This is a genomic window from Coriobacteriia bacterium, assembly GCA_031292615.1.
Classification (GTDB): Bacteria; Actinomycetota; Coriobacteriia; order Anaerosomatales; family JAAXUF01; genus JARLGT01.
The window spans coordinates 1-2,578 of sequence record JARLGT010000048.1 but is presented as its reverse complement, the minus strand read 5'-3'; the positions used below and the strand labels follow the sequence as shown (position 1 = coordinate 2,578).

3 protein-coding genes are annotated in these 2,578 nt (G+C 67.8%); 1 reads left to right on the top strand and 2 read right to left on the bottom strand.

Annotated features, from left to right (window positions below):
- The first annotated feature begins 299 nt into the window (after window positions 1-299).
- Complete coding sequence (locus P4L93_04455; protein ID MDR3686192.1) at window positions 300-764, top strand: hypothetical protein; 465 nt, start codon at window positions 300-302, stop codon at window positions 762-764.
- On the opposite strand, the gene P4L93_04450 is transcribed toward P4L93_04455, so the two are convergent.
- Both P4L93_04450 and P4L93_04445 read right to left on the bottom strand, forming a co-directional pair.
- Window positions 761-1,351, bottom strand: coding sequence for a TetR/AcrR family transcriptional regulator (locus P4L93_04450; protein ID MDR3686191.1), 591 nt, complete (start codon window positions 1,349-1,351; stop codon window positions 761-763). The two genes, P4L93_04455 and P4L93_04450, sit on opposite strands and share 4 nt — an antisense overlap.
- Window positions 1,352-1,400: 49 nt before the next feature.
- Window positions 1,401-2,578, bottom strand: a 1,178-nt coding sequence (locus tag P4L93_04445) for a YhgE/Pip family protein (GenBank protein ID MDR3686190.1), incomplete at its 5' end; no start/stop codon positions are given.

Sequence of the window (2,578 nt, the reverse complement as noted above, 5' to 3'; positions counted from 1 at the left end):
GAGTCGCGCCGGGGCTGCTCGGCGCGACACCCGCGCAACCGGCCGCCGCGGCCGCGAGTAGCACGCACGCCGCAAGCGCGGTGGCAGCCCGGCCATACCTGGCGACGACGGTGACCGGTTGGGGCATGGAGAAGCGCTCCTCTCGCGCGGGCTTTCAGCGTATGTACCGCATCGGGCTTCCGGTCATCGCGCGGCTCGCCGCGGCGGTCGCGGGGTACACTCGGGGCGGTAGGCAAAGCAATCAGGGGAGTGCGCCAAAGAATCGGCGCGCCGCCCCATGGAACAGAGGGGCAGGCGCGATGCGCTTCCCGACACTAGAGACTCAAGACCTCGAGGGCGCCACGACACGCGTACCCGACGATCTGCCCGGCAACCCGCGCGTCATCATCTTGGCGTTCCAACGCTGGCACCAGATGCTGGTCGACGGCTGGAGCCGACACGCGCATGCGCTTGCCCAGACGTACCCCGAGATCTCGGTGTGGGAGGTTCCGGCGATGTCGCACGTCTACGCCGTCGGGCGCTTCTTCATCGACGGCGGCATGAAGGCGGCCATTCCGGACCTGGCCGTGCGCCAGCACACGCTGACCGCCTACACGGATCTGACCGCGCTCATCACGGCGCTGGAGATACCGGACTACGAAACGGTGCACGTCTACCTGCTCGACTCGGCTGGCGAGATCGTCTGGCGAGGAAGCGGGCAGGTCGACGAGGACCAGGCCGCTGCGCTCGCGGCGGCAGCCGAGAAGCTGATGACAGCGAACTAGTCGGGTCGAATCGCGTTGAAGGCGGTCTTGGTGATCTGCGCCTGAACCGTCTCAATCGGCTTGGTCGGCTCGAACGCGAGCCAGTCAAGTGCGACGGTCGCGGTCATTCCGAAGAGCGCCGAGGCACCGAAGTCCGGCTCGATGTCGGGGCGGAACTCGCCGCTCGCGATGCCCTGCCTGATGACGTCGCTGATCACGGCGAACAGCTCGGTACGGGCCAGGACGAGCGACTCGCGCCAGACGCGGTCCTCGCGCCACATCTCGGTGAGCAGCAGCTTGGAAAACGAGCCGTGCTGCGAGAGGAACTCGAGTTCGGCTCGGACGATCGCTTCGATAGCCGCGCGCGGATCGTCTGTGTGCGCGGCGGCCGCGTCGCGGAAGGCACGGGCGAGTGGGCGAAAGCGGTCGATGATGAGCGCTTCGACCAGCTCGGCCTTGCCCGTGAAGTGGTAGTAGACGGTGCCTTTCGCCACGCCAGCGCGCTCGACGATCTCGTCGACGGACGCGTCGGTAAACCCGCGCTCGCCGATGAGTTCCATGGCAGCGTCGAAGAGCTTCTTCTTGGTGGCGTCAGACCTACTCGACATACGGTCGGGCCTTCCCTCGGCGAACCGACTGAACGGTCAGATTGTACCCCTACAGCGAGAGCGAAGGGTGCAAGCGCTCCATCGTGAACATCTGCTTGCGCCACGCCGCGAACGTGGTGATCGCCAGTGCTCCCAGCCCAAACGCGACGAGCACGACCGCGCACTGGGCGACCGCGCCGAGGTCCCCACCGGAGACCGTCTGGCGCATACCAATCACGACGTAGCTCATCGGCAGGAACGGGTTGATGGCCTGGAAGAAGCCCGGAATCATCTGCGTCGGGAACGTGCCGCCCGCCGAGGTGAGCTGGAGCATGAGCACGACGATCGAGATGAGCTTGCCCACCGCCCCAAACGCGCCGTTGAGCATCTGCAGGATCGCCGTGAAGACGAGTGCCGCCAAGATCGTGAAGGCGTAGGTCGCCAGCGTGTTGACCGGCTTCAAGCCGAGACCGAACTGCACCACAGCCATCAGGATGATCGCCTGCAGGATGCCAAACGCGGCACCCGGCAGGTAGCTCGCGAGCGCAACTACGAGTGGGTTGGCGCCCGACGCCAGCGCGCGACCGTGCAGCGGCTTGACGATGAAGAACGTCAGCAACGCCCCGACCCAAAGCGCCAGCGGGATGAAGTACGGCGTGAAGCCCGTGCCGTAGGTGGGCACTTCGCCATGGCGCTGCGTGGTCAGCTCGACCGGGTTGGACATCATGTCGTCGTTGCTGTTGCGCAGCGCCGTGGTGTAGTTGGGCACCGCCAGGGCACCAGACGCCAGCCCGCTGCGCAGATCCTCGGCTCCACTGGCTGCCGAGGGCAGGCCGCTGGACAGCGTGTGGGCACCCTCGTTCAGCTGGCCGATGCCCGTTGCCAGCGTGGTGGATCCGGTCGCGGCGCTGTTGGCGCCCGACGCGAGCTGCTTGGTGCCAGCGGCCAGGGTCGCCGAGCCGACAGAGAGCTTTGCGGCGCCCGACGAAGCGGCTATCGTGCCCGCCGCCAGCTTCGAGGTGCCGGCCTTCAGACTGCCGGCCCCCGCGCTCAGCGCTTCCGTACCGCCCGCGAGCTGGGCCGACCCTGCCGCGAGGAGCGTCGCGCCGTCCTCGGCGGACGCGATGCCGCTCGAGAGCTGCGTGGCGCCCGTCGCGAGCTGCTCGGCCGCGCCTGCGAGTTGCGTGGAGGCTGCATGCGCTTGCGAGGCTGCGCCAGCGAGCTGCTTGGCGCCGGCACTCAGCTTCG

What these genes read in the sequence shown, in the direction of transcription:
- P4L93_04455 (MDR3686192.1), top strand. Translation starts at nt 300, where the DNA reads ATGCGCTTCCCGACACTAGAGACTCAAGACCTCGAGGGCGCCACGACA.
- P4L93_04450 (MDR3686191.1), bottom strand. Translation starts at nt 1,351, where the DNA reads ATGTCGAGTAGGTCTGACGCCACCAAGAAGAAGCTCTTCGACGCTGCC.